The 22,788-nt window shown below is 67.9% G+C and carries 21 protein-coding genes and 1 pseudogene; 10 read left to right on the forward strand and 12 right to left on the reverse strand.

The genetic code is table 11. The annotated features are described in order from the left end of the window. The first annotated feature begins 28 nt into the window (after positions 1–28). Positions 29–1,216, forward strand: coding sequence for a CoA transferase (locus AC5Y5Z_RS20915; RefSeq protein ID WP_463828294.1), 1,188 nt, complete (start codon positions 29–31; stop codon positions 1,214–1,216). 282 nt (positions 1,217–1,498) lie between these two features. After that, positions 1,499–3,772: a SulP family inorganic anion transporter gene (locus AC5Y5Z_RS20920; protein ID WP_499927291.1), complete on the forward strand. Its 2,274-nt coding sequence runs from the start codon at positions 1,499–1,501 to the stop codon at positions 3,770–3,772. Here the strand turns inward: AC5Y5Z_RS20920 and AC5Y5Z_RS20925 are convergent. The 6 genes from AC5Y5Z_RS20925 to AC5Y5Z_RS20950 form a co-directional block, all read right to left on the reverse strand. Further along, a complete protein-coding gene (locus AC5Y5Z_RS20925) occupies positions 3,745–4,185 on the reverse strand; it encodes a response regulator (protein ID WP_463828359.1) in 441 nt (146 codons plus the stop codon). The two genes, AC5Y5Z_RS20920 and AC5Y5Z_RS20925, sit on opposite strands and share 28 nt — an antisense overlap. Before the next feature lie 2 nt (positions 4,186–4,187). After that, positions 4,188–5,735 (reverse strand): sensor histidine kinase, encoded by a 1,548-nt coding sequence (locus AC5Y5Z_RS20930; RefSeq protein ID WP_499927376.1) that lies wholly within the window; start codon positions 5,733–5,735, stop codon positions 4,188–4,190. A gap of 85 nt (positions 5,736–5,820) precedes the next feature. Further along, entirely contained in the window at positions 5,821–6,993 is a 1,173-nt protein-coding gene (locus tag AC5Y5Z_RS20935; RefSeq protein WP_473139718.1) for a PP2C family protein-serine/threonine phosphatase, read from the reverse strand. Between the two features lie 285 nt (positions 6,994–7,278). Then, positions 7,279–8,448, reverse strand: coding sequence for an acyl-CoA dehydrogenase (locus AC5Y5Z_RS20940; protein ID WP_499927293.1), 1,170 nt, complete (start codon positions 8,446–8,448; stop codon positions 7,279–7,281). Positions 8,449–8,471: 23 nt separating this feature from the next. After that, positions 8,472–8,987: a 5-(carboxyamino)imidazole ribonucleotide mutase gene (gene purE, locus AC5Y5Z_RS20945; protein WP_463828297.1), complete on the reverse strand. Its 516-nt coding sequence runs from the start codon at positions 8,985–8,987 to the stop codon at positions 8,472–8,474. Continuing rightward, entirely contained in the window at positions 8,980–10,209 is a 1,230-nt protein-coding gene (locus tag AC5Y5Z_RS20950; protein ID WP_499927295.1) for a 5-(carboxyamino)imidazole ribonucleotide synthase, read from the reverse strand. The genes purE and AC5Y5Z_RS20950 overlap by 8 nt, the downstream gene beginning before the upstream one ends. A 99-nt stretch (positions 10,210–10,308) precedes the next feature. Here AC5Y5Z_RS20950 and AC5Y5Z_RS20955 point away from each other — a divergent pair, with 99 nt between their 5' ends. Beyond that, positions 10,309–10,968, forward strand: coding sequence for a GtrA family protein (locus AC5Y5Z_RS20955; protein WP_463828299.1), 660 nt, complete (start codon positions 10,309–10,311; stop codon positions 10,966–10,968). Here AC5Y5Z_RS20955 and AC5Y5Z_RS20960 read toward each other — a convergent pair. The 3 genes from AC5Y5Z_RS20960 to AC5Y5Z_RS20970 all read right to left on the reverse strand — a co-directional run bounded on the left by AC5Y5Z_RS20960 (position 10,923) and on the right by AC5Y5Z_RS20970 (position 13,981). Beyond that, a complete protein-coding gene (locus tag AC5Y5Z_RS20960; protein WP_499927297.1) occupies positions 10,923–11,441 on the reverse strand; it encodes a PH domain-containing protein in 519 nt (172 codons plus the stop codon). The genes AC5Y5Z_RS20955 and AC5Y5Z_RS20960 overlap by 46 nt on opposite strands. A 20-nt stretch (positions 11,442–11,461) precedes the next feature. Further along, positions 11,462–12,268, reverse strand: a complete 807-nt coding sequence (locus tag AC5Y5Z_RS20965; protein ID WP_499927299.1) for a biotin--[acetyl-CoA-carboxylase] ligase — start codon at positions 12,266–12,268, stop codon at positions 11,462–11,464. Between the two features lie 138 nt (positions 12,269–12,406). Next, complete coding sequence (locus AC5Y5Z_RS20970; protein WP_499927301.1) at positions 12,407–13,981, reverse strand: FAD-binding protein; 1,575 nt, start codon at positions 13,979–13,981, stop codon at positions 12,407–12,409. A gap of 74 nt (positions 13,982–14,055) precedes the next feature. Between AC5Y5Z_RS20970 and AC5Y5Z_RS20975 the strand changes: the two genes are divergently transcribed. The 6 genes and pseudogenes from AC5Y5Z_RS20975 (at position 14,056) to AC5Y5Z_RS21000 (ending at position 19,832) form a co-directional block, all read left to right on the forward strand. Then, a complete protein-coding gene (locus tag AC5Y5Z_RS20975) occupies positions 14,056–15,696 on the forward strand; it encodes an acyl-CoA carboxylase subunit beta (RefSeq protein WP_463828303.1) in 1,641 nt (546 codons plus the stop codon). After that, positions 15,672–15,950, forward strand: a pseudogene (locus AC5Y5Z_RS20980) (acyl-CoA carboxylase subunit epsilon); the annotation flags it as partial. The gene AC5Y5Z_RS20975 and the pseudogene AC5Y5Z_RS20980, both read left to right, overlap by 25 nt. Then, positions 15,947–16,588: a Maf family protein gene (locus tag AC5Y5Z_RS20985; protein ID WP_499927303.1), complete on the forward strand. Its 642-nt coding sequence runs from the start codon at positions 15,947–15,949 to the stop codon at positions 16,586–16,588. The pseudogene AC5Y5Z_RS20980 and the gene AC5Y5Z_RS20985, both read left to right, overlap by 4 nt. A gap of 25 nt (positions 16,589–16,613) precedes the next feature. After that, on the forward strand, positions 16,614–17,519 hold the full coding sequence (locus AC5Y5Z_RS20990) for a sulfurtransferase (RefSeq protein WP_499927305.1): 906 nt from the start codon (positions 16,614–16,616) through the stop codon (positions 17,517–17,519). Further along, complete coding sequence (locus tag AC5Y5Z_RS20995; RefSeq protein WP_463828306.1) at positions 17,516–17,935, forward strand: SufE family protein; 420 nt, start codon at positions 17,516–17,518, stop codon at positions 17,933–17,935. Before AC5Y5Z_RS20990 ends, AC5Y5Z_RS20995 begins: the two co-directional genes overlap by 4 nt. 103 nt (positions 17,936–18,038) lie before the next feature. After that, the gene (locus AC5Y5Z_RS21000) at positions 18,039–19,832 is read left to right on the forward strand and encodes an acetyl/propionyl/methylcrotonyl-CoA carboxylase subunit alpha (protein ID WP_463828307.1); all 1,794 of its coding nucleotides are present in this window, start codon (positions 18,039–18,041) and stop codon (positions 19,830–19,832) included. 6 nt (positions 19,833–19,838) lie between these two features. On the opposite strand, the gene AC5Y5Z_RS21005 is transcribed toward AC5Y5Z_RS21000, so the two are convergent. The 3 genes from AC5Y5Z_RS21005 to AC5Y5Z_RS21015 form a co-directional block, all read right to left on the reverse strand. Next, a complete protein-coding gene (locus AC5Y5Z_RS21005; RefSeq protein ID WP_463828308.1) occupies positions 19,839–20,627 on the reverse strand; it encodes an RNA polymerase sigma factor SigF in 789 nt (262 codons plus the stop codon). Between the two features lie 7 nt (positions 20,628–20,634). Further along, a complete protein-coding gene (locus AC5Y5Z_RS21010; RefSeq protein ID WP_463828309.1) occupies positions 20,635–21,072 on the reverse strand; it encodes an anti-sigma factor in 438 nt (145 codons plus the stop codon). A gap of 415 nt (positions 21,073–21,487) precedes the next feature. Continuing rightward, on the reverse strand, positions 21,488–21,871 hold the full coding sequence (locus AC5Y5Z_RS21015; RefSeq protein WP_499927308.1) for a hypothetical protein: 384 nt from the start codon (positions 21,869–21,871) through the stop codon (positions 21,488–21,490). A gap of 234 nt (positions 21,872–22,105) precedes the next feature. On the opposite strand from AC5Y5Z_RS21015, the gene AC5Y5Z_RS21020 reads away from it, so the two are divergent. Next, positions 22,106–22,783, forward strand: a complete 678-nt coding sequence (locus AC5Y5Z_RS21020) for a TetR/AcrR family transcriptional regulator (RefSeq protein WP_463828311.1) — start codon at positions 22,106–22,108, stop codon at positions 22,781–22,783. Positions 22,784–22,788 lie beyond the last annotated feature (5 nt).

Raw genomic sequence — 22,788 nt, forward strand, 5'->3', positions numbered from 1 at the left:
CGTCGGCGCCTCGTTAATCTGTCTAACCATGCCGAACAACGCCGCCGCCAAACCTCTGGACGGCTTCCGGGTACTGGACTTCACCCAGAACGTGGCCGGACCGCTGGCCGGACAGGTGCTGGCCGACCTGGGCGCCGAAGTCATCAAGATCGAGGCGCCTGGCGGCGAACAGTCCCGGCGCCTCACCTCGGTGTTGCCCGGCCGGCCCCCACTGGCGACCTACTTCCTGCCCAACAACCGCGGCAAGAAGTCGGTGGCCGTCGACCTCACCGACGACCGAGCCAAGCAGCAGATCCTGCAGCTGGCCGACACCGCCGACGTGGTGCTGGAAGGGTTCCGGCCCGGCGTCATGGAACGGCTCGGCCTCGGTCCGGACGAACTGCGGTCCCGCAACCCGACATTGATCTATGCCCGGCTGAGCGCTTACGGCGGCAACGGACCCCACGGCTCACGCCCCGGCGTCGATCTGATGGTCGCCGCCGAAGCGGGCATGAGCACCGGCATGCCGACGCCCAGCGGCAAGCCGCAGATCATCCCGTTCCAGCTGGTCGACAATGCCAGTGGTCACGTGCTGGCCCAGGCGGTGCTGGCCGCCCTGCTCAATCGGGAACGGCACGGCGTCGGCGACCTCGTCGAGGTCGCGATGTACGACGTCGCGGTCGGCCTGCAGGCCAATCAGCTGACCATTCACCTGAACAAGACCGGCGCGCCGGCGCCGGCCCCGAAACCCGACGCGCCGGTCAAGAAACGTAAGGGCGTCGGCTTTGCCACCCAGCCGTCGGACGCCTTCCGCGCCTCCGACGGCTACCTGGTGATCAGCGCCTACGTGCCCAAGCACTGGACCAAACTGTGCGAGATCATCGGCAGACCCGACCTGATCGACGACGAGCGGTTCGCCGACCAGCGGTCCCGGGCGATCAACTATCCGGAACTGACCGATGAACTCGAGCAGGCGCTGGCCACCAAGACCGCGGCCGAATGGGTCGAGCTGCTGCAGCAGGGCGGCCTGATGGCCTGCCTGGCCTACAGCTGGAAACAGGTGGTGGACACCCCGCTGTTCGCGGAGAACGACCTCGCCCTGGTCGTCGGCGACGGCGAGGCCGCGGTCACCGTGATCCGCACCCCGGCGCGCTTCGCCAGCTTCGACGCCACGGTCACCGACCCGCCGCCGGCGGTCGGTCAACACAACGAGCTGTACCTCACCGGCGGTTCTTAAGCGCGGTTCGCCAATCGGTGTCTTTTCTTTGAATACGCCATGAATCGGTGCTCGGCCGACCGATTCCGCGTGCCGCGAGGGACGATTTGGGCGTCCGCCTCCGGCGGAAATCATAGCGGGATTCACATGTTTGCTGCCGGCAGATATGACGTTCCCGCCGGTCCGCCGCCCGGTGGACACGGTACGGACAGGCCGTGTTCACCCCGGTCCTGAAAGGTCGCCGGCGAGCGGCGGTCGCAACGGTCCGCTGACTGTCCAGACGGCCGGGTTCCGAGGAGTCCTATGAGCAGCACCACCACCGGTTCCGCTGCGGCGCCGGAGTCCGGCGGCCTCCTGACTAATTTGCGCAATGACCTCCCGGCATCCATGGTCGTGTTCCTGGTCGCGCTGCCGCTGTCGCTGGGAATCGCGATCGCCTCCGGCGCCCCGCTCGAAGCGGGGCTGATCGCCGCGGTGGTCGGCGGTATCGTCGCCGGCGCGCTGGGTGGTTCTTCGGTCCAGGTCAGCGGCCCGGCTGCGGGCCTGACCGTGGTGGTCGCCGAGCTGATCGAACGTCTCGGGTTCGAGATGTTGTGCATGATGACCCTGGCGGCCGGTGTGCTGCAGATCCTGTTCGGCGTGAGCCGGATGGCGCGCGCCGCGCTGGCGATCGCTCCCGTCGTCGTGCACGCCATGCTCGCGGGTATCGGCATCACCATCGTGCTGCAGCAGTTCCATGTGCTGATCGGCGGCAAATCGTTCAGCTCGGCGTGGCAGAACCTGATCGCGATCCCCAACGGGATCCTGCACCACGAACTGCACGAGGTGATCGTCGGCGGCACGGTCATCGTCATCCTGTTGGCCTGGGGCAAGCTGCCGCCGAAAGTGCGGATGGTTCCCGGCGCCCTGGTGGCCATCGTGGCTGCGACGATCCTGGCCAGGGTGGTCGGCCTCGATGTGGAGCGCATCAATCTGCAGGGCAGCTTCTTCGACGCCATCGGCCTGCCCCAGCTTCCGGAACCGGGCAGGCCGACCTGGACCACCGAGATCAGCACCATCGTCTTCGGCGTCCTGACCATTGCGCTGATCGCCAGCGTGGAGTCGCTGCTCTGCGCGGTCGGGGTCGACAAGCTGCACAGCGGTCCGCGCACCAACTTCAACCGCGAGATGATCGGGCAGGGCAGCGCAAACATGCTGTCCGGTCTGCTCGGCGGACTGCCCATCACCGGCGTCATCGTGCGCAGTTCGGCCAACGTGGCCGCCGGTGCCCGGACCCGGATGTCGGCGATCCTGCACGGCGTGTGGGTGTTGCTGTTCGCCTCGCTGTTCACCGACCTGGTCAAGCTGATCCCCACCGCTGCCCTGGCCGGCCTGCTCATCGTGATCGGTTTGCAGCTGGTCAAACTGGCCCACGTCCAGTTGGCCTGGCGCACCGGGAACGCCGTCATCTACAGCATCACCATCGTGTGCGTGGTGTTCCTCAACCTGCTCGAGGGTGTGGCGATCGGCTTGGCCGTGGCGATCGGCTTCCTGCTGGTGCGCGTGGTACGGGCCCCCATCGAAGCCCGCCCGGTGGGCGACGAGACCAAAGAGTGGCGCGTCGACATCGACGGCACGCTCAGCTTCCTGCTGATGCCGCGCCTGACGGGCGTGCTGTCCACGTTGCCGAAGGGTTCTGACGTCACGCTGAACCTCAACGCCGACTACATCGACCATTCCATCTCGGAGGCCATCTCAGACTGGAAGACCAGCCACGAAGCCACCGGCGGGCGGGTCCGAATCAATGAGATCTCACCGGCGAACCTGTCCACCGCGCACACCAGGCCACCGAAACGCCACTTCAAGTCGGGCTCGTTGCGGGAAGTCCCGTGGACGTCACGCCGGGACCGCAACGGAGATCGGTCCGACGTGTCGATCCTCGACGGCGTCGAGGAATATCACCGCAGCGGCGTGCCGCACCTGCACCACCACGTCTCGGAGTTGACCGATTCGACCAACCCGGACACCCTGTTCCTGACCTGCGCGGATTCCCGGATTCTGCCGGACACCATCACCGCCAGCCGGCCCGGGGACCTTTACATCGTCCGCAATGTCGGCAACCTGGTGCCCGACGATCCCGCCGATCGCTCGGTGGACGCCGCGCTGGACTTCGCGGTCAACCGGCTGGGCGTGACATCGGTGGTGGTCTGCGGTCATTCGTCGTGCCGCGCGATGCAGGTGCTGCTGGACGGCACGTCTGTCGACCCCGGCACTGCGATCGGCCGCTGGCTGGAGTACGCCCAGGAGAGTCTGGACGCCTACCGCAACCATCACACGGCCCGCGTGAGCAGCACGTCCAACGGCTTCCGGTTCAGCGACGTCGACCAGCTGGCGATCGTGAACATCGCAATGCAGGTGGACCGGCTGAGCCGGAACCCGATCCTGGTGCCCGCGCTGGAGTCGGGCGCGATACAAGTGGTCGGCATCTTCTTCGACTTCGCCACGGTGCACGTGCACGTGATCGACCGGGACGGCATCGTGCACGCCGCCGAGTCCGCCGACGCGATGGCTCAGCCGTTGGGCAGCCGCACGACCTGAAGGAAGAACTCGTCGATCTGCCGGACCGCGTTCATGAACTGGTCGAGGTCCACCGGCTTGGTGACGTAGGCGTTGGCGTGCAGCTTGTAGCTGCGCAGGATGTCTTCCTCCGCCGAAGACGTGGTCAGCACCACGACCGGAATCCGGCACAGCTCGGGATCGGACTTGATCTTCTGCAGCAGTTGCCGGCCGTCGTATTTCGGCAGGTTCAGGTCGAGCAGGATGAGGTCGGGCCGCGGCGCGTGCTCGTAGGCGCCGCGCTTGTAGAGGTAGTTCAGCCCTTCCTCACCATCGCGCGCCACATGCAACCGGTTGTTGAGCTTGTTGTGCTCGAAGGCTTCTCGGGTGATGAGTTCGTCTCCCGGGTCGTCCTCGACCAGCAGGATGTCGATCGCCCGACCGGGTGCCATCATCATCATTCGCGTGCTCCTTCTGCAGTGACCAAGCTCTGTTGGACCGCCGCGCCGGCCCCCCCGTTGGACTCGACGATCGGCAGGGTGAACTCGAACCGTGTCCCTTCGGTATACGAGGTGTCGATCCACACGGTGCCGCCGTGGTGTTCGACGATCTTCTTGCATAACGCGAGCCCGAGTCCCGTTCCACCATAGGCGTCGCGACCGTGCAGGCGCTGGAAGATGATGAAGACCTTGTCGACGAACTCCGGCGGAATACCGATGCCGTTGTCGGCGACGCTGAGCAGCCAGAAACCCTGCCGGTTGCCGGTGCCGCGTTGGCAGTCGATGACGATCCGGGGCGCAAGGTCTTCCCGGCGGAACTTCACCGCATTGCCGATCAGGTTCTGCCACAGCATGGTCAGCAGCGTCGGGTCGCCGTACACCTGGGGCAGACGCGGGTTCAGCCGGACGATCTCGGCCTGCGATTCCTCGATGGCGACCGCGAGGTTGGCCACCGCCGAATCAAGTGCGGTGTCGAGCTCGACGGCGGTGTACTTGGTGTTGAGCCGGCCCACCCGGGAGAAGCTGAGCAGGTCGTTGATCAGCACCTGCATGCGCTTGGCGCCGTCCACAGCGAAGTTGATGTATTCCACACCGCGGGCGTCGAGCTTGTCCGCATACCGCCGCTCGAGCAACTGACAGAACGACGCGACCTTTCGCAGCGGTTCCTGCAGATCGTGGGACGCGACGTAGGCGAACTGCTCCAGTTCGGCGTTCGACCGGCGCAGATCGCTGGCCTGCTCGTCCAGCTGGGCCTGGGCGATCTGGGAATCTTCCAACGCCAGCACGATTCCCTGCCGCATGTTCTCCACATCGACGGCCATGCCGCGGATGTCGGCGGGCCGACGCGGCGGCTCGATGGTCTCGGTGAAATGGCCGTCGGTGATAGACCGGCACGAAGCGGCCAGCGCGGCCAGCGGACGGGTGACCGCACGCTGCACCAGCAGGCCCAACAGCGCGGCGGTGGCGATGAACACCAGCACCATCCCGCCCAGCACCCGGTCCCGCCAGTCGTTCATGCGCTCGAGTCGGGCGGCGCCGCCGTCGCGGGCCGCGGTCAGATGGGCATTCTGCGCATCGAAGAGAGCGCGCAGGTGGTCGAAGTCGGACTTGCCCAGGGCCGCCGTGGCATTGGGCACCACCGCCGGCACGTGCGGAGTGACCCGGGAAATCAGTGGCTCCGCGTAGTCGTGACGCCACCTGGCCGCGGTCGTCTCGACGGCTTCCAGGTCGGCGATCAGATCGGGCCGTCGCACCAGGCGCTGCCGAATGTCCTGCGAGGCCGCCTGTTCGGCGCGTATCCCGTCGTAGTACGGGGTGAGGAACTGCGGATCGGCGGAGATCAGATAGCCCCGCAGGCCCGTCTCCTGATCGCGCAACGCCGACTGCAACTGGGCGGCCGCCACCCGCGACGGCTGGATGTCGTCGCGCAGCGAACGCGACACCTCGTCGGTGCGGTCCAGCAGCAAGCTGCCGATCACGGCACCCACCAGCACCAGCACGCCCATCGTGGCCAGCACGTACACCAGCCAGCCCCGGACGGTGAGCTGCGCCTTGGGCAGCGTGCCCCGCGCGTCGTTCCTCACGAGGCCGTCACCGGGTCGTCCGTTCGACGCGCACCACCGCGATGTCGTCGCTCAAGCCGCCCATGCTGCGGGCGAGTTCTTCCGCACCGTCGATGAGGGCGTCGACGAACTCCGGGCCCGACAGTCCCGCATGTCCTCGCGCCAGCGTCAGCAGGCCGTCCTCGCCGAGTCGCCGCCCGCCCGGCCCCGCATAGCCCTCGAAGAGGCCGTCGGTCAGCAGCAGCAGGCCGTGCCCGGCGGGCAGGGTCAATTCGTGCAAGGGCCAGTCGGTGCTGTGCAGTCCCAGCGCGGGACCGTAGGGCGGCTCGATCCACTCCACCGATCCCGGGCCGTGCAGCAGCATCCCCGGATGACCGGCCCGGACCGCGGTGATCGGTGCAGGCTCGGGCGGTATCGCCAGGCTCAGCACCGTGGCGAAGACACCGTTCTCGGCGCGCTCGGCGTGCAGCACCCGCTCCAGCTGGCGCATCTGGTCCACACCGTGAATGCCGGTGAAAGTCAATGTGCGCCAAGCGATCCGCAGCGCCGCACCCAGAGCCGCCTCATCCGGGCCGTGCCCGGCGACGTCGCCGATCAGCACGTGGGTGACGCCGTCGGGCGTCTGGACCACGTCGTAGAAGTCGCCGCAGAGCAACGCGTTCTCCCGGCTGGGCCGGTACCGGGTCACGATTTCCACGCAGGGCCGCTCCAGCAGCAGCGGGGACGGCAGCAAGCCGCGTTCGAGCAGCGCGTTCTCCCGCGCCCGTAGTTCGCTGGCGTGCAGGTCCGCGGCGATCAGCTCGGCGCGTTTGCGCTCGATCGCATAGAGCAGCGCGCGTCGCAGCATCTCCGGCTCAACCCGCCCCTTGACCAGGTAGTCCTGGGCGCCGGCGGCGACCGCGGAGGCGCCGAAGTACTCGTCGTTCAGTCCGGTGAGCACCACGATCGGGACGGTGGCATCACTGCGCAGGATGCGGTCCAGCGCGTCGATCCCGTTGGCGTCGGGCAGGTTCAGATCCAGCAGCACGCAGTCGGGCCGGGCGGCGGCCAACTCGCGTTCGGCGTGCGCCATCGACTGGGCCCACACCACTTCGATGTCGGCGACCGCATCGGTGATCAGCTCTTCGACCAGTACCGCGTCGGCCCGGTCGTCTTCGACCAGCAGCAGGGACAGGGCCTGCCAGCTGTCCGCCGGCACCATAGAGCCCGGCAGGGAACCCGGCACCGTCAAGTCCCCGCCCCCGGCGGGCGCGGACCTACGTTTCTCACCAAATTCGGCTCCCCAGGGCAACAGTGGCACCACGTCATGTGGTCGTCGTACGACGCGTCGGCACCCGGCCGGCGCGCCGACACAGGCCTACACGTTGGCGCGTCCACCACGACTGGCTTCTCAATCGCGTGGACTCGATCGTCAGTGGATCCTATGCAATGGCGACGGGCTTTCTGCCCAGTTCGGACAAACTATATGCGCACCGGTGGATAACGCTCAGCGCAGCAACGCCCGGGACATCACAACCCGCTGAATCTGGTTGGTGCCCTCATAGATCTGGGTGATTTTGGCGTCGCGCATCATCCGTTCCACCGGGAAGTCGACGGTGTACCCGGCGCCGCCGAAAAGCTGCACGGCGTCGGTGGTCACCTCCATCGCCACGTCGGATGCCAGGCACTTCGACGCCGCGGAGATGAAACCCAGATTTCCCTCGCCGCGCTCGGCGCGGGCGGCGGCGCTGTACACCATCAGCCGCGCGGACTCCACGTTCATCGCCATGTCGGCGATCATGAACTGCACGGCCTGGAAGCTGCTGATCGACTGACCGAACTGCTTGCGGTCCTTGGTGTAGGCGATGGCCGCGTCCAGCGCGCCCTGCGCGATGCCCACAGCCTGGGCGCCGATGGTCGGACGGGTGTGGTCCAAGGTGGCCAGCGCGGTCTTGAATCCCGTACCCGGGTCGCCGATCATCCGGTCGCCGGGGACGCGGCAGTTCTCGAAGTACAACTCGGTGGTCGGCGAGCCCTTGATGCCCAGCTTGCGTTCCTTGGGGCCGACGACGAAGCCCTCGTCGTCGATGTGCACCATGAACGCCGAGATGCCGTTGGCCCCTTTGTCCGGGTCGGTCACGGCCATCACGGTGTACCAGGATGACTTGCCGCCGTTGGTGATCCACGCTTTGGCGCCGTTGAGGATCCAGTCGTCGCCGTCGGCCTTGGCCCGGGTCCGCATCGAGGCGGCATCCGAGCCGGCCTCGCGTTCGCTCAGCGCGTAGGACGCCATGGCCTCCCCGGCGGCGATGGACGGCAGGACCTGCTTCTTCAGCTCGTCCGATCCACGCAGGATCAAGCCCATGGTGCCCAGCTTGTTGACCGCCGGGATCAGCGACGCCGACGCGTCGACGCGGGCGACTTCCTCGATGACGATGCAGGCCGCCACCGAGTCCGCGCCCTGACCGCCGTATTCCTCCGGGACGTGCACGGCGTTGAAGCCCGAGGCGTTCAGCGCGTCCAGCGCCTCCTGCGGGAACCGGGAGTTCTCGTCCACATCGGCGGCGTGCGGAGCGATTTCCTTCTCCGCAAGCGCGCGGATCGCGGCGCGCAGCTCCTGGTGCTCCTCGGGTAGTTGGAACAGATCGAACGACGGATTTCCGGCCCATCCAGCCATCACCAGCCTCCTAAGACCTCTTGCTACTGATCGGTAACTTTACTCTGCAGCGCCGCATCCTTGGCCGCGACCGTCTCGGCCAGCTGATCCTGAAACGCCACCACCCGCGCCCGCAGCTGCGGGTCCGCTGCACCCAGCATCCGCACCGCTAACAACCCGGCGTTACGCGCGCCGCCGATCGACACCGTCGCCACCGGGACCCCGGCCGGCATCTGCACGATCGACAGCAACGAGTCGAGCCCGTCCAGCCGGGCCAGCGGCACCGGGACGCCGATCACCGGCAGCGGCGTGGCCGCGGCCACCATGCCCGGCAGATGCGCGGCGCCGCCCGCACCCGCGACGATCACCTCGATGCCACGGTCCGCGGCCTGCCGGGCGTAATCGAACATCACCGCGGGCGTGCGGTGCGCCGAGACCACCCGTACCTCGTGCGGGATGTCGAACTCGGCCAGCGCCTGGGCGGCCTCCTGCATGACCGTCCAGTCGCTGTCGCTGCCCATGATCACCCCGACCCTGGGTGCCCGGGGTTGCTCAGTCATCGGCGTGCCCATCCCATCCGTCCGTCCACTGCGCGTGCGCCAACCAGTGTGCTGCCAGCTCGGCGCGTTCCCGCAGGCCGGCCACGCCATCGGGACCGGTCGCGCGCCGGCCGACGAAGTTGATGTGCCCGACCTTGCGGCCGGCGCGCTCGGCCTTGCCGTACAGATGCACCTGCGCGTCCGGCATCCGGGCGAACAGGTGATGCAGACGCTCATCGATGGACATGGCCGGTGTCTGGGCGGCCCCCAGCACGTTGGCCATCACCGTCACCGGCGCCACGGCGTCGGTGTCACCGAGCGGGTAGTCCAGCACCGCCCGCAGATGCTGCTCGAACTGGCTGGTCAGGGAGCCGTCCATGGTCCAGTGCCCGGAATTGTGCGGCCGCATCGCCAGCTCGTTGACCACCAGAGAACCGTCGGTGGTCTCGAACAGCTCCACCGCGAGCACCCCGACCACACCCAGTTCCCCGGCCAACCGCAGCGCCAACTGCTGGGCGGCGGACGCCACGTCGGTGGCCAGGTCCGGTGCGGGCGCGATCACCTGGACGCAGATGCCGTCGCGCTGCACCGTCTCCACCACCGGCCACGCCGCGCCCTGCCCGAACGGTGAGCGGGCCACCAGCGCGGACAGTTCCCGGCGCAGCGCCACCCGCTCCTCGACCAGCACCGGCACCCCGCCGGCCAGGTACTCAGCGGCGAACTGGCGGGCATGCGCAAGATCAGCCGCCATCGCCACACCGCGGCCGTCATAACCGCCGCGGGCCGCCTTCACCACCAGCGGACCTCCGATCCGCGCGGCGAACCGGTCCAGCTCGGCCAGACCCTCGGCGGTCTCGATGCCGATGTACCGCGGCACCGGCGCGCCCAGCACCTCCAACCGTCGCCGCATCACCAGCTTGTCCTGGGCGTGCATCAGGGCCTGCGGCGGTGGCGCCACGTTCACGCCCTCGGCGACCAGCTTCTCCAGCAGCTCGTTCGGCACGTGTTCGTGGTCGAACGTCAGCGCGGCCGCGCCGGCGGCCACCCGGCGCAGGTCTGCCAGGTCGGTGTGCGAACCGATCACCACGTCGGGGCTGACCTGTGCGGCCGGGTCGTCCGCCGAATTAGCCAGCACGCGCAAACTCTGTCCGAGCGCGATGGCGGCCTGGTGCGTCATCCGGGCAAGTTGACCACCGCCGACCATGGCTACCAGCGGGGTGCGGGGTCTGGACACGGCCATCATGTTGTCATGGCACCTGACCGGCGTGTTTACCGGGAGTTGTGCCAAATTGTTATGTATCATTTTGCGCCTATTTCGAGATCATCCGTAGACTGGCGTGCTGTGTCCTTCGCCGATGCCACAATTGCGCGCCTCCCCGGGGTGGTCCAGCCCTTTGCGATGCGCCACCACGAGCTGATCAAATTTGCCATTGTCGGCGGCACCACGTTCATCATCGACTCGGCGATCTTCTACACGCTGAAGCTGACCATCCTCGAGTCCAAGCCGGTGACGGCGAAGGTGATCGCAGGCATCGTAGCGGTCATCGCGTCCTACATCTTGAACCGCGAATGGAGCTTCCGTAACCGCGGTGGGCGCGAACGGCACCACGAGGCGCTGCTGTTCTTCGCGTTCAGCGGCGTAGGTGTGTTGCTCAGCATGGCGCCACTGTGGTTCTCCAGCTACGTGCTGGAACTGCGGGTGCCGAACGTGTCCCTGACGATGGAGAACCTCGCCGACTTTCTCTCGGCGTACATCATCGGCAATCTGCTGCAGATGGCGTTCCGGTTCTGGGCTTTCCGGCGCTGGGTGTTCCCGGACGCGTTCGCCCGCGACCCGGAGAAGGCGCTGGAGTCGGCGCTGACCGCGGGCGGGATCGCCGAAGTGTTCGAGGACGAGCTGGAAGACGGCAACGTCACGTTGTTGAAGTCGTGGCGCAACCGCCGGTCGAGGACAGCTCAGCTGGGCGATTCCTCGGACCCCAGGGTGTCGAAGACTTCGTGATACAGCAGCGCGTGCACCTCGCGTAGCCGCGGAATGTTGTAGAACTGCAACGGGTCCTGGGACGCCGACTCGATGATCAGCGTCCCGGTGCGGAACATCCGCTCGAATACTCTGTCCCGGAACTCCACGCTGTTGATCCGGGCCAGCGGAATGTCGATACCGCTTCGGGTCAGCACGCCGTGCCGGTACATCACCCGCCGGTTGGTCACCACGAAATGCGTGGTCAGCCAGGTCAGGATCGGCCACACCGTGAGCCAGCCGACGATGATCAGCCAGCCGCCCCAGATGACGCCGTAGATGATTTTCTTGGTCAGCGGCTGCCACGGCGTCGACTCCAGGGCGCCGGACCCCAGCGCGGCCAGGCCGGTTACCAGGATCAGCACCAGCACCGGGAGGATCAGTCGCTTCCAATGCGGATGGCGGTGCAGGACCACCTTCTCGCCCTTGGCCAGTGCATTGTCCGGATAGCCCATGGCACAAACCTATCGCTGCGTCAGCGCAAATGGATGACGTCGCCGGCCGACACCACGACCAGCTGACCCGATTTGCCGGAATTGCTGTCCCAGGTTTCCAGCATCAACCGGCCGTGGTCGTCGATATCCCGCGCGATCCCGACGACGTCGCTGCCACCGGGGAGTTCGGCCCGCACCCGGGATCCCAGCGTGAGACTGCGGGCCCGGTAGTCAATGGCCAGCCGGGGGTCGGCTCCCCGTGCTTCGCGCCAGGCGGCGATGCGCTCCCCGAGGTCCCGCAGCAGCCGGCGGACCAGGAGGTCGCGGTCGGGCTGCGCGACGCCCTCAGCCCGCAGTGAGGTCGCCCCGACGTCCGGGGGCGCCTCGGTCACGTTGACGCCGATGCCGATCACCGCGAACGGCTGGGTCACCTCGACCAGGATGCCGGCCAGTTTGCCGCCGCCGGCCAGCACGTCATTCGGCCATTTCAGGCCCGCTTCCACGGGGCTGACGGAGGCCACCGCATCAACCACCGCCAGCCCGGTGGCCAGCGACAACCAACCCCACCCGGCGGTGGGCACGTCGTCCACCCGCACTCCCACCGACAGCGCGATCTGTCCGCGCGGCGCGGCCGACCATTGCCGGCCGTGGCGCCCACGTCCGGAGGTCTGCTGCTCGGCGATCAGCACCGCGCCGTCGATGTCGGTGCCTGACGACGCGCGGGCCAGCAGGTCGGCGTTGGTGGACCCGCTCTGGGCGACGACGTCGAGGTGCCGCCAGTAGGAGTCGCCGAGCACGTCGGCGCGCAGGGCGGCTTCGTCGAGGGCCGGCTGATCGGAGTCGGTCATCGGCTCAGCTTAAGACGCGGCCGGTCCGCTCCGGGCGCGCTGCAGCATGTCCCGCACCGCGCCATCTGGTGTGAATCGTGGGCGTAGCGGGTGCAGCCTGGGCGGGAAGAACGTGAAATCGCCGCCCAGAGCTCACGCTCAACGCCGCAGGCTCCCGCTGCGCTGCAGCATGTCCCGCACCGCGAGGTGACTGAACAGCATGCTGGTCCCGATCGGGTTACCCCCGCCGGGGTAGGCCAGGCCGCTCGGCGCGGCCATCGTGTTGCCGGCGGCGTACAGGCCCGGGATCGGGTTGCCCGCCGTGTCGAGCACCCGCGCGGCGGCATCGGTGCGCAACCCGCCCTTGGTGCCCAGATCCGAGATGCCAAAGGCCGCAGCGTGATACGGCGGCGTGTCGATCGGCACCAAGGGCGAGGCCCCGCCGGAGAAGGCGCGGTCAAACGCTTCGTCACCGCGTCCGAAGTCCTGGTCGACACCCGCCGCGGCGAATTCGTTGAACCGGGCCACCGTCGCCACCAGCGCGGCCGGTGGCACCCCGATCTTGGCGGCCAGCTCCGCCAGGGTGTCGGCGCTGTGCCACAACCCGGCCGCGACGTACTTCTGCGTCTCGACGATCGACACGTTCGCCGCCTTGACCGGCGGCACCTCGCCTTCCCGATCGTCGTAGATCATCCAGTACGGCAGCGTCATCGAGCCGTCCTGCAACTGGGCGATGATCTCCCGGCCGGCCCGGTCGTAGGCCCGGGACTCGTTGACGAAGCGGTTGCCGTCCTGGTTGACGAAGATGCCGCCGGTGAACCACAGCGCGAACGCCGAACGGCCGTCGGGGTGCGTCATGCCCGGCGACCACCAGGCCTGGTCCAGCAGGTCGGTGTCGGCGCCGACGGCGATGCCGGCCTGCAGCGCCTGCCCGAGGCTGCCGGGCCCGCCCATCGTGTCCCGGGCGTGGCCGGGCACGCCGTACCGGCGGCGCAGCTCGTCGTTACCTTCGAAACCACCGGCGGCCAGCAACACTCCCCGCCGGGCGCGAATGGCCGTGCGTTCGCCCCAGCTGTCCACGATGGCCCCCACCACCTCACCGTCGGACACCACGAGTTCGACCAGCGCCGTGTCGCGTCGCAGCGACGCGTTCGGGTACTGCTTGATCGCCGTCAGGAACCGCGCGATCAACGCCCGGCCCCCGACGTAGTAGTCCGCCGGGGTAGCCGCCCCGAGCCGGTCGGTGTCCAGCGGCCCGCGGATGGCGTCGCGCAGTTCCGGGGCGGCGGCCACCTTCAGCGGCTTGGCCGCGATGTGCCGCTGGCCGTCCAACCGGGCCTTGGGCGCCCTGCCGTAGTAGTCGGCCCACGGCAGCGGCACGAACGTGATGGCGGGGTCCTGCTCCAGATACTCGATCAGCGGCGCACCGCCGCGCACATAGGTCTCCTGCAGCTCGACCGGGGTCCGGTCGCCGACGACGGCGCGGTAGTAGGCGAGCGCGTCCTCGATGGTGTCGTCCGTTCCGGCGCGCTGCAGCACCGGATTGCACGGAAACCACACCCCGCCGCCGCCGGAGTAGGCGGTGGTGCCGCCGAACCGCTCGGTGGACTCGACCAGCAGCACGTCGAGGCCCTCGCGGGCGGCGGTGTACGCGCCGGTCACTCCCCCGCCGCCGGAGCCCGCGACCACTACGTCGGTCTCGGCTGCCCACTCGATCGCCGCATGGTCGCCCATCAGCGGAGACTACTTAAGGGCATATTAAGGGCCTCCCACCGGGCGGGCTGAGTCTGCCGATAGCATCGACTCCCATGACAAGCGTTGCCGACCACACTGCCGAGCCCGCCGCCGAGCACGTCATCGACATCCACACCACCGCCGGCAAGCTCGCGGAGTTGCACAAGCGCCGCGAAGAGTCGCTGCACCCGGTCGGCGAGACCGCCGTGGAGAAGGTGCACGCCAAAGGCAAACTCACTGCGCGCGAACGCATCACGGCGCTGCTCGACGATGAATCCTTCGTCGAACTCGACGCCCTGGCCAAACACCGCAGCAAGAACTTCGGCCTGGAAGCCAACCGTCCGGTCGGCGACGGTGTGGTCACCGGCTACGGCACCATCGAGGGCCGCGACGTGTGCATCTTCAGCCAGGACGCCACGGTGTTCGGCGGCAGCCTCGGCGAGGTCTACGGCGAGAAGATCGTCAAGGTCCAGGAGTTGGCGATCAAAACGGGCCGGCCGCTGATCGGCATCAACGACGGCGCCGGCGCCCGCATCCAGGAAGGCGTCGTCTCGCTGGGTCTGTACAGCCGGATCTTCCGCAACAACATCCTGGCGTCCGGCGTGATCCCGCAGATCTCACTGATCATGGGCGCCGCGGCCGGTGGCCACGTCTACTCTCCCGCCCTGACCGACTTCGTGATCATGGTCGACCAGACCAGCCAGATGTTCATCACCGGGCCCGACGTCATCAAGACCGTCACCGGCGAGGACGTCACCATGGAGGAACTCGGCGGCGCCCACACCCACATGGCGAAATCGGGCACGCTGCACTACGTGGCGTCCGGTGAGCACGACGCCTTCGACTATGTCCGCGACCTGCTGAGCTACCTGCCGCCCAACAATGCCACCGACGCCCCCCGGGAGCCGGCCCCGCTGCCGGTCGGGGCCATCGAGGACAACCTCACCGACGAGGACCTCGAGCTGGACACCCTGATCCCGGACTCACCGAACCAGCCCTACGACATGCACGAAGTGATCGTCCGGATCCTCGACGACGACGAGTTCCTCGAGGTCCAGGCGGGTTACGCGCAGAACATCATCGTCGGGTTCGGCCGCATCGACGGCCGGCCGGTCGGGATCGTGGCCAACCAGCCCACCCAGTTCGCCGGCTGCCTGGACATCAACGCCTCGGAGAAGGCGGCCCGCTTCGTGCGGACCTGCGATTGCTTCAACATCCCCATCGTGATGCTGGTCGACGTTCCCGGCTTCCTGCCCGGCACCGGTCAGGAATACAACGGCATCATCCGCCGCGGCGCCAAGCTGCTGTACGCCTACGGCGAGGCGACCGTACCCAAGATCACCGTCATCACCCGGAAGGCCTACGGCGGCGCGTACTGCGTGATGGGCTCTAAGGACATGGGTTGCGACGTCAACCTGGCGTGGCCGACGGCGCAGATCGCGGTGATGGGCGCCTCCGGCGCGGTGGGCTTCGTCTACCGGCAGAAGCTGAAGGAAGCGGCCCAGAACGGTGAGGACGTGGACGCGTTGCGGCTGCAGTTGCAGCAGGAGTACGAGGACACCCTGGTGAACCCGTACATCGCCGCCGAGCGCGGCTACGTCGACGCGGTGATCCCGCCGTCGTACACCCGCGGGTACATTGGCACGGCGCTGCGGCTGCTGGAGCGCAAGATCGCGCAGTTGCCGCCGAAGAAGCACGGAAACATCCCCCTGTGAGCGAGGTGAGTGACGTGACCGAGGCACCCGAGGCGCCGCAGCTGCTGCACGAGCCGCACATCCGGATCGTCAAAGGCCACCCCACCGACCAGGAGTTGGCGGCGCTGATCGCCCTGCTGGGCAGCATCGGCGGTCAGACGGCGCCGCCGGAACCCGAGCCGGCCCGCTGGGGCCTGCCGGTGGACAAGCTGCGCTACCCCGTCTTCAGCTGGCAACGCATCACCCTGCAGGAATTGACGCACATGCGTCGATGACCCGGCTGGTGCTCGGGTCGGCCTCCTCCGGCCGGCTGCAGGTGCTTCGCCAGGCGGGCGTTGACCCGCTGGTGGTGGTCTCCGGCATCGACGAGGACGCGCTGATCGCGGCGCTGGGTCCGGCCGCCGCACCCGACGAGGTGGTGCGAGCCTTGGCGACCGCCAAGGCCGAACACGTCACGACGCGGCTCACCGACCCTGAGGTGACCGCGGATTGCGTGGTGATCGGCTGCGATTCGATGCTCTACCTCGACGGTCGGCTGTGTGGCAAGCCCGCGTCGGTCCAGGACGCCCGCCGACAGTGGCAGTCGATGGCCGGGCGTGCCGGGCACCTGCACACCGGGCATTGCCTGGTCCGGCTGCGCAACCATGCCGTCGTGCAGATCGAGGCCCAAACATCGGTCACCACAGTGCATTTCGGCACCCCGACGAGTGCGGATCTGGAGGCGTACCTGGCCAGCGGGGAGCCGCTGCGGGTCGCGGGCGCCTTCACGGTGGACGGACTCGGCGGCTGGTTCGTGGACGGCGTCGACGGCGACCCGTCGACGGTGATCGGGGTCAGCCTGCCGCTGCTGCGCACCCTGCTGACCCGGTGCGGGGTGTCGGTGGCTGCGTTGTGGTCGGCCAACCCGTCGTAGCCAGGCACTGGGTAGGCTCGATGACGTGCCACTTCCCCCAGATCCCAGCCCCACCCTGTCGGGCTACGCCCATCCCGAACGGCTTGTCACCGCCGACTGGTTGTCGGCCAACATCGGCGCACCCGGCCTGGCGATCGTTGAATCCGACGAGGACGTGCTGCTCTACGACGTCGGGCATATTCCCGGAGCCGTCAAGATCGACTGGCACACCGACCTCAACGATCCCCGGGTCCGGGACTACATCGACGGCGAGCAGTTCGCCGCGCTGATGGACAGCAAAGGCATCGCCCGCGACGACACCGTGGTGATCTACGGCGACAAGAGCAACTGGTGGGCCGCCTACGCGCTGTGGGTGTTCACCCTGTTCGGTCATCCCGACGTCCGCCTGCTCAACGGCGGCCGCGACCTCTGGCTCGCCGAACGCCGCGACACCACCCTGGACGTGCCGGCCAAGAGCTCGACCGGCTACCCCGTCGTGCAACGCAACGACGCACCCATCCGGGCCTTCAAGGAGGACGTCCTCGCGGCGCTGGGCAGCCAGCCGCTGATCGACGTGCGCTCTCCCGACGAGTACACCGGCAAGCGCACCCACATGCCCGACTACCCGGAGGAGGGGGCGTTGCGAGGTGGCCACATCCCCACGGCGCGCTCGATTCCGTGGGGCAAGGCAGCCGACGACAACGGCCGCTTCCGCAGTCCGGAGGAACTCCAGGAGCTCTACGGTTTCCTGAACCCGGACGACCAGACCATCGTCTATTGCCGCATCGGTGAACGGTCCAGCCACACCTGGTTCGTGCTCACCTACCTGCTGGGCAAGTCGGGTGTCCGCAACTACGACGGCTCGTGGACCGAGTGGGGCAACACCGTGCGGGTGCCGATCGTCGGCGGTCCCGAGCCTGGGCGGGCTCCGGCAGCGACGCCCGCCGGATGAGCATGCCTGCGCCCCTGGCGGAGGTGGTGTCCGACTTCGCCGACGTGCACGGTCAGGACAAGCTGCAGCTGTTGTTGGAGTTCGCCAATGAACTCCCGGCGCTTCCGGCGCACCTGGCCGAGTCTGCGATGGAGCCGGTGCCCGAGTGCCAGTCGCCGTTGTTTCTGCATGTCGACGCCAGCGATCCGGATCGGGTGCGATTGCACTTCAGCGCGCCGGCCGAGGCTCCGACCACCCGTGGCTTCGCCTCGATCCTGGCGACCGGACTCGACGAACAGCCCGCCGCCGACATCCTGGCGGTGCCGGAGGACTTCTACACCGACCTCGGGCTCGGCGAATTGATCAGCCCGTTGCGGCTGCGCGGCATGTCGGCGATGCTCGCCAGGATCAAGCGCCGGCTGCGCGAATCCGCGTGACGGTAGACCGGTTTCCACCGGCTTCGGCGCGCCGCATAAACTTCCCGCACAAGACTTGTAAGAAATTCTCTTAGAGACGACCAAGCCTAAAACAGGAGGCGCAGTGCCCAGTCACGCCAGCTCGCGAATCGCCAAGGTTCTGGTCGCAAACCGCGGCGAGATCGCAGTCCGGGTGATCCGGGCGGCCAAGGACGCCGGCCTGGCCAGCGTGGCCGTCTACGCCGAGCCTGACGCCGACGCTCCGCACGTCGCTCTGGCCGACGAGGCGTTCGCGCTGGGCGGTCAGACTTCGGCCGAGTCGTACCTGGATTTCGGCAAGCTGCTCGACGCGGCCGCCAAGTCCGGCGCCAACGCCATTCACCCCGGCTACGGCTTCCTGTCGGAGAATGCCGACTTCGCCCAAGCGGTGATCGACGCCGGGCTGATCTGGATCGGGCCCAGCCCGCAGTCGATCCGCGACCTCGGCGACAAGGTCACTGCGCGCCACATCGCGGCCCGCGCGCAGGCGCCCCTGGTGCCCGGCACCCCCGACCCGGTCAAGGACGCCGACGAGGTGGTGGCCTTCGCCAAGGAGCACGGCGTACCGATCGCGATCAAGGCCGCTTTCGGCGGCGGCGGCCGCGGCATGAAGGTGGCCCGCACGCTCGAAGAGATCCCCGAGTTGTTCGAGTCCGCTACCCGTGAGGCCGTCGCCGCGTTCGGTCGCGGCGAGTGCTTCGTGGAGCGTTACCTGGACAAGCCCCGCCACGTCGAGGCCCAGGTGATCGCCGACCAGCACGGCAACGTCGTCGTGGCCGGTACCCGGGACTGCTCGCTGCAGCGCCGGTTCCAGAAACTGGTCGAAGAAGCCCCGGCGCCGTTCCTCACCGACGCCCAGCGCAAGGAAATCCACGAGTCGGCCAAGCGGATCTGCAAAGAGGCCCAGTACTACGGCGCCGGAACCGTCGAATACCTGGTCGGCCAGGATGGGCTGATCTCGTTCCTGGAGGTGAACACCCGCCTGCAGGTCGAGCATCCGGTCACCGAGGAGACCGCTGGCCTGGACCTGGTGCTGCAGCAGTTCAAGATCGCCAACGGCGAGAAACTGGACATCACCGAAGACCCCACGCCGCGCGGACACGCCATCGAATTCCGGATCAACGGCGAGGACGCCGGGCGCGGCTTCCTGCCCGCGCCGGGCCCGGTCACCCGGTACGACACCCCCAGCGGGCCCGGGGTGCGGCTGGACTCCGGGGTGCACGCCGGTTCGGTGATCGGCGGCCAGTTCGACTCGATGCTGGCCAAGCTGATCGTCTACGGCGCCGACCGCAACGAGGCGCTGGCCCGCTCGCGGCGCGCGTTGGACGAGTTCCACGTCGAAGGTCTGGCCACCGTGATCCCGTTCCACCGCGCCGTGGTGTCCGATCCGGCCTTCATCGGCGACGAGAACGGCTTTACGGTGCACACCCGCTGGATCGAGACCGAGTGGGAGAACACCGTCGAGCCGTTCACCGGCGGTGAGCCCATCGACGAGGAGGAGACCCGGCCCCGGCAGAAGGTGGTCGTCGAGGTGGACGGCCGTCGCGTCGAGGTCTCCCTGCCCGGCGATCTGGCGCTGGCCAGCGGCGCTCCCGACGCGGTCGGGGTGGTGCGCCGCAAGCCCAAGCCACGCAAGCGCGGCGGCCACGGCGGCGCTGCGGCCTCCGGTGACGCGGTGACCGCCCCCATGCAGGGGACCGTGGTGAAGGTCGCCGTCGAAGAAGGCCAGGAGGTTTCCGCCGGCGATCTCGTGGTGGTCCTGGAGGCGATGAAGATGGAGAACCCGGTCACCGCGCACAAGGACGGTGTGATCACCGGCCTGGCGGTCGAGCAGGGCGCCGCCATCACTCAGGGCACGGTGCTCGCCGAAATCAAGTAGGCGGGTTCACTCCAGCTGATCGCGCAGCCTGGCCAGCGATTTGGCCAGCAGGCGCGACACGTGCATCTGCGAGATGCCGACTCGTTCGGCGATCTGGGTCTGCGTCATCGACTCGAAGAACCGCAGCACGAGCACCATGCGTTCGCGTTCCGGCAGCGCCTCCAGCAGCGGGCGCAGCGCCTCGCGATTTTCGATCCGGTCCAGACCGGAGTCGACGTCGCCCAGGGTGTCGGCGATTGCGCGGGCGTCGTCGTCCTCGTTGCCGCCACCGCTGTCGATGGACAACGTGTTGTAGGAGCTGCCGGCGACCAGCCCCTCGACCACCTCGGCGCGGTCCATGCCGAGTTCGACGGCCAGCTCGGTGGCGGTGGGAGCGCGGCCGAGTCGCTGGGACAACTCGGCGGTGGCGGTACCCAGCCGCAGGTGCAGTTCCTTGAGCCGGCGCGGCACTTTGACCGACCAACTGTTGTCGCGGAAGTGCCGCCGGACCTCACCCATGATGGTCGGCACCGCGAAGGAGACGAAGTCCGAACCGGTTTCCACGTCGAACCGGACGACCGCGTTGACCAGCCCGACCCGCGCCACCTGGATCAGGTCGTCGCGTGGTTCGCCGCGACCCTCGAAGCGCCGCGCGATGTGATCCGCCAACGGCAGGCAGCGTTCCACGATCTTGTCCTGGTGACGCTGGAACTCCGCTGAGCCGGCAGCAAAGACCCGCAGCTCGCGGAACATGTCCGGGACATCGGCGTATTCATTCGGTCGAGAATTTGAACCGCCGGCAGTTTGCTGTGTCAACTGGCCGTCACTTACCGGGGGCCGCCCGTCGTGCGGTCAACGATATGCCGAAGACACTGCCCGTGGCATCGGGCTCGCGACCGTCATGGAACGTCTGGACGTCATCGGCCAGCGAGGTGAGCACGTGCCAACTGAAGCTGCCAGGAGACACGACGTCGTGGGTGTCGCAGGCCGTGGAAGCCTCGACCACTAGCTCGTCGTCTCGCGGATCCACCACCAGGGTGAGCGAGGCGCCGGGGGTTGCCGAACGGATCAGTCGGGTGCACACCTCGTCGACGGCCAGCCGCAGGTCCGCCACGGCGTCGAAATCCAGGTCTTCGAAGGTGCCGATGGTGCCGACCAGGGTGCGTAGCATGGCCAGGTTTTCCAGCCGTGCAGCTACCTTGAGTTCGACGGCGCGATAACCGCGTTGACGCCCGTCAGCGCGTAGATCCGCATCGGTCATGTGGCCTCCCGGCAATATTCGACCGACACTACTCCTGGCATGGTCACGGCCTGTGGCGCCGGGTTGAGACCCGCCGTGGACCAATGGATCGAGACGGTTGGTCATGGTCGCCGCCAGTTGCCGGCGAGACAGACGGTTCCGACACGACTTGCGCGCGCTGACAACAGAGCATCGCGGTGATTGCCGGGGGGTAGGTCGGGGTGATCGTGGTTCCAGTTGGAGTGGGGGTGGTAGCGCTGGTGATTCTGTCCCGCATGATGCGGCGCACACGCTATTGGACTCGTGCCGGTGCTCATCATGGTCTACTCCTGATACCCAGTCGTCAGCGCGGGTAAAACTACGACATCCGGAGTTACCAACGGCCAGCACCCCCCGCGTCGGCCTCGAACTTTACCGCCGCGGAAAAGCGTTGCCGTTACAGGCCCAGCACCGGGCCGGCGATCGGCGGAACTCCCATCGACACCGTGATCACCATCAACGTGAGCAGGAACCAGCCAGCGCCGTGCCAGCCCCACCAGATCCCTTGCTCGTGCCAGACCCGGTAGGTGCGGAAGAACGCCCAGAGGCCGGCCAGCAGCAGAATCAGGGGGCCGCCGAGCGCGAGCATGGTGCGTTCGGGTGGACCACACGCCACCGTGTCGATGCTGCCCCCGCCGCACGTGCTGACCCACATCGCGGCCATCACCACGAATCCGATGCCGGCCAGCGTCGCCAGGACGGCGAATTTGATGGCAGCGTGGACTTCCCTGTCGTCGTGACCTATGCGGTCACCACGCACCCTCTCGTCTGCCGTATGCATCGGAGCACCTCGTATCTGCTGGCTGAACCAACTTGGAACCCGTTGTCATTCAGTACCCCGCGGTACCACTCAGCAAACCGTTGCGCCCGGTTCGAAGCGCAGCTCACACCCGTCGCGGGGCCGATTGGAGCACCTAGAACGCCCGCCCGCGCCGGCCGACCACCGGGCCCGGGCAAGTCCGCTACCCCTCCGGTATGGCGGAGCCCACCCCGACCGTGAGTAGTATCACTGCTTATGGCGACAGCCAGGAGGCGGTTATCGCCTGAGGATCGACGTGCGGAACTGCTTGCCCTGGGGGCGGAAGTCTTCGGTAAGCGGCCCTATGACGAGGTGCGGATCGACGAGATCGCCGAGCGTGCCGGTGTCTCGCGCGCGCTGATGTACCACTACTTCCCGGACAAGCGGGCGTTCTTCGCCGCGGTCGTCAAGGACGAGGCGGACCGGCTCTACTCGGCAACCAACATCCAGCCGACGTCCGGTATGACGATGTTCGAGGAGATCCGCACCGGCGTGCTGGCCTACATGGCCTACCACGAGCAGAACCCGGAGGCGGCCTGGGCGGCATACGTCGGTCTGGGCCGGTCCGACCCGGTTCTGTTGGGTATCGACGACGAAGCCAAGAACCGGCAGATGGAACACATCATGACCCGGATCGGCGAGGTCGTCAGCGGCATGCCGGGCACGCAGGTGCTGGAACCCGACGTCGAGCGCGACCTGCGGGTGATCATCCACGGCTGGCTCGCGTTCACCTTCGAGATCTGCCGGCAGCGCATCATGGATATGACCCTGGAGGCCGACCGGCTGGCCGACGCCTGCGCGCATACGCTGCTCGAGGCGATCGCGCGGGTCCCGGACATCCCGGGTGAGTTGGCCGAGGCGATGTCGACCGCGCGCTTCAAGCCGCAGGCCTGACACGG

Source organism: Mycobacterium sp. NGS29 (assembly GCF_059812965.1).

Coding starts and splice junctions, on each gene's coding strand:
- AC5Y5Z_RS20950 (WP_499927295.1), bottom strand. CDS start 10,209: ATGATGGCCGTGTCCAGACCCCGCACCCCGCTGGTAGCCATGGTCGGC.
- AC5Y5Z_RS20940 (WP_499927293.1), bottom strand. CDS start 8,448: ATGGCTGGATGGGCCGGAAATCCGTCGTTCGATCTGTTCCAACTACCC.
- AC5Y5Z_RS20920 (WP_499927291.1), top strand. CDS start 1,499: ATGAGCAGCACCACCACCGGTTCCGCTGCGGCGCCGGAGTCCGGCGGC.
- AC5Y5Z_RS20935 (WP_473139718.1), bottom strand. CDS start 6,993: ATGGTGCCGGCGGACAGCTGGCAGGCCCTGTCCCTGCTGCTGGTCGAA.
- AC5Y5Z_RS21015 (WP_499927308.1), bottom strand. CDS start 21,871: ATGCATACGGCAGACGAGAGGGTGCGTGGTGACCGCATAGGTCACGAC.
- AC5Y5Z_RS20985 (WP_499927303.1), top strand. CDS start 15,947: ATGACCCGGCTGGTGCTCGGGTCGGCCTCCTCCGGCCGGCTGCAGGTG.
- AC5Y5Z_RS20915 (WP_463828294.1), top strand. CDS start 29: ATGCCGAACAACGCCGCCGCCAAACCTCTGGACGGCTTCCGGGTACTG.
- AC5Y5Z_RS20960 (WP_499927297.1), bottom strand. CDS start 11,441: ATGGGCTATCCGGACAATGCACTGGCCAAGGGCGAGAAGGTGGTCCTG.
- AC5Y5Z_RS20965 (WP_499927299.1), bottom strand. CDS start 12,268: ATGACCGACTCCGATCAGCCGGCCCTCGACGAAGCCGCCCTGCGCGCC.
- AC5Y5Z_RS20925 (WP_463828359.1), bottom strand. CDS start 4,185: ATGATGGCACCCGGTCGGGCGATCGACATCCTGCTGGTCGAGGACGAC.
- AC5Y5Z_RS20975 (WP_463828303.1), top strand. CDS start 14,056: ATGACAAGCGTTGCCGACCACACTGCCGAGCCCGCCGCCGAGCACGTC.
- purE (WP_463828297.1), bottom strand. CDS start 8,987: ATGACTGAGCAACCCCGGGCACCCAGGGTCGGGGTGATCATGGGCAGC.
- AC5Y5Z_RS20930 (WP_499927376.1), bottom strand. CDS start 5,735: ATGGGCGTGCTGGTGCTGGTGGGTGCCGTGATCGGCAGCTTGCTGCTG.
- AC5Y5Z_RS20970 (WP_499927301.1), bottom strand. CDS start 13,981: ATGGGCGACCATGCGGCGATCGAGTGGGCAGCCGAGACCGACGTAGTG.
- AC5Y5Z_RS21020 (WP_463828311.1), top strand. CDS start 22,106: ATGGCGACAGCCAGGAGGCGGTTATCGCCTGAGGATCGACGTGCGGAA.
- AC5Y5Z_RS20995 (WP_463828306.1), top strand. CDS start 17,516: ATGAGCATGCCTGCGCCCCTGGCGGAGGTGGTGTCCGACTTCGCCGAC.
- AC5Y5Z_RS21010 (WP_463828309.1), bottom strand. CDS start 21,072: ATGACCGATGCGGATCTACGCGCTGACGGGCGTCAACGCGGTTATCGC.